The 2,260-nt window shown below is 53.1% G+C and carries 1 protein-coding gene; it reads left to right on the top strand.

What is annotated here, in order from left to right; genetic code table 11:
- The coding region (locus tag ACGF7G_RS22125; RefSeq protein ID WP_387468426.1) for an amino acid adenylation domain-containing protein at positions 1–2,260 on the top strand (2,260 nt) is incomplete at both ends.

Genomic DNA, 2,260 nt, shown 5'->3' with positions numbered 1-2,260 from the left:
GGTCAGGTTGTTCCTGTCCGAGTAGATTCCGAACTGACCGCCGCCCTCAAACACTTAAGCCAACAGCACGGTGTCACGCTGTTTATGACATTGTTGTCAGCGTGGGCTGTCGTCTTATCGCGCCTGTCCGGTCAGGAGGATATTATTATCGGCACCCCCAGTGCCGGGCGCAGCCGACAGGAAGTGGAGCCGCTGATTGGCTTTTTTGTCAATACGCTGGCATTGCGGATGGTTGTTCCGGGTGAATTGACTGTAGCGGAATGCCTGACACGGGTTAGGGAAACCGCGTTAGCGGCACAGGCGCATCAGGAGCTGCCGTTTGAGCAGGTGGTGGAAATCGTACAACCGCCACGCCGGCTGGCGCATACCCCGCTGTTCCAGGTGATGTTTGCCTGGCAGAACAATGAACACACGGACTGGGTATTGCCGGGACTGACCGTCACACCGGTTGATCAGGCTTTTGACGTCGTTGATACCGTTAAGTTTGATCTCGAACTGGAACTGTATGAACAAGCTAGCGGGATTAGTGGGACATTGAATTATAGTACATCCCTGTTTGATCAACCTACCATCGAACGGCATAGGGGTTATTTGCAGACCGTGCTGCAAGCGATGGTGGCAAATGACCAACAGAAGGTGGGTGAAATGGATATTTTGGCGCCGGCAGAGCGCCGGTTATTGCTGGAAACGTGGAATGCAACGGAAACGCCGTATCCTGAAGCCTTGTGCATCCATCAGTTGTTTGAACAACAGGCGGCGAAAACTCCGGCTGTCACCGCCCTGGTATATAAAAATCAGACCCTCAGCTATGCTGAACTCAATGCCCGTGCTAACCGGCTGGCTCACCAGCTGATTGCCTTGGGGGTAGCGCCAGATCAGTTAGTGGCGATTTGTGTATCACGTTCACCGGCCATGGTAGTGGCTCTGTTGGCAGTGCTGAAAGCCGGCGGGGCTTATGTGCCACTGGATCTGGCTTATCCCGGTGAGCGTCTGGCACATATTCTCACCGATGCTGCATCAGCTATTGTTTTGGTGGATGAAATCGGACGGACAACTTTGGGAGATAAGGCGCTGGTAGGACGGAAGGTGCTTGACCCGAATAACTTGCCTGAGCAACCGGACAGTAACCCACAGATAGCGGCATTGATCCCCTGTCATCTGGCCTATGTCATTTACACCTCCGGTTCGACAGGCACACCGAAAGGGGTGATGGTGGAACATCAGGCGTTGTATCAACGTTACTTGGGGGTGAATGAATTTTACGCTGTTACTGCACAGGATTGTGTACTGCAATTCGCTACTTTTGCATTTGATGTCTCAGTAGAGGAATGTTTCTCAACATTATGCAATGGCGCCACGTTGGTGATTCGCGATGATGACTGGCTGACTTCCATACCGGAATTTATTGCCTTGGCTCGGCAAAACCGCATCACGGTTATGTTCTTGCCAACTCTATTCTGGTCTGAACTGGTTGCCAGTGGGAAGGAACTGCGACTGCCTGATGCCCTTAGACTTATCATCATCGGGAGTGAGGCAATCAAAAAGAATGCCATTCAAAACTGGTTCAGGCAGGAAGGTTATCGACCCCGGCTATTAAACGCTTATGGACCGACGGAAAATACGGTAACGGCAACCTGTCAGGAAATATTATCTCTGATCGAAGATCGTTCTATCGGTCGGCCGCTCAAGAATACTCGCATTTATCTGCTGGATAAAAAAGGACAACCCGTACCGTTAGGCTGTGTGGGTGAAATATACATTGGTGGCGTGGGAGTCGCACGGGGCTATCTGAACCGCCCTGAATTGACGGCGGAACGTTTCCTTATTGATCCGTTCAGTGATAGCCCAGATGCCCGCATGTACCGCACCGGGGATTTAGGCCGTTATCTGCCGGATGGCAATCTGGAATTTTTGGGCCGCAATGACCAGCAGGTGAAAATCCGAGGTTTCCGCATTGAGCCGGGGGAAATTGAAGCCCGGTTGATGGAACACCCGATGGTGCGTGAATCGGTGGTACTGGCGCAGGGGGATGGGACGGAGAAACGGCTGATCGCTTATGTGGTGGCGGAAGTGGAAGAAGGGCTGGTGAACAGCCTGCGGGCGCATTTGAGTGCGGTTCTGCCGGATTACATGGTGCCGGCGGCGTTTGTGCGCCTGGACAGTTTCCCGTTGACACCGAATGGCAAACTGGACCGAAGGGCACTGCCTGTGCCCGGTGAAGAAGCGTTTGCCCGCCAGATTTATGCGACACCCCAAGGAG

The organism is Photorhabdus sp. RM323S (assembly GCF_042879375.1).
In the GTDB taxonomy this organism is placed as follows: domain Bacteria; phylum Pseudomonadota; class Gammaproteobacteria; order Enterobacterales; family Enterobacteriaceae; genus Photorhabdus; species Photorhabdus tasmaniensis.
Note: the sequence above shows the minus strand (reverse complement) of the source record. Positions and strands in the feature narration are given on the sequence as shown.